The 257-nt window shown below is 33.9% G+C and carries 1 protein-coding gene; it reads left to right on the forward strand.

Going from position 1 to position 257, the window contains the following annotated elements; translation table 11 throughout:
* The coding region (locus ACTHS4_RS12140; protein WP_440366014.1) for a hypothetical protein at window positions 1–222 on the forward strand (222 nt) is incomplete at its 5' end.
* Between the last annotated feature and the right edge of the window lie 35 nt (window positions 223–257).

The raw sequence follows: 257 nt of genomic DNA on the forward strand, positions 1-257 counted from the left end.
GATACATTTTATCCAATAGTATTTGCTGCCAATAAAGGATTAGCAGATGCGCTAGTTGGACAAGACTTTCAGGAAATGGGACGTCTAAGTGTTGAAAACATGTATAAATTAATTAATGGGGACAAAGTTAAAGAAACGATGATATATACGGGATTGGAATACGGCAATGCAGATAATTATGAAGAACTGTTAAAAAGAAAAAAGCCGTGGGAGATAAAATAAATGAAGAAATGGCTGAAATGGATCGATCTTTATAG

The sequence above is a fragment of the Neisseria sp. P0014.S009 genome (assembly GCF_051958155.1).
GTDB lineage: Bacteria > Pseudomonadota > Gammaproteobacteria > Burkholderiales > Neisseriaceae > Neisseria > Neisseria flavescens_C.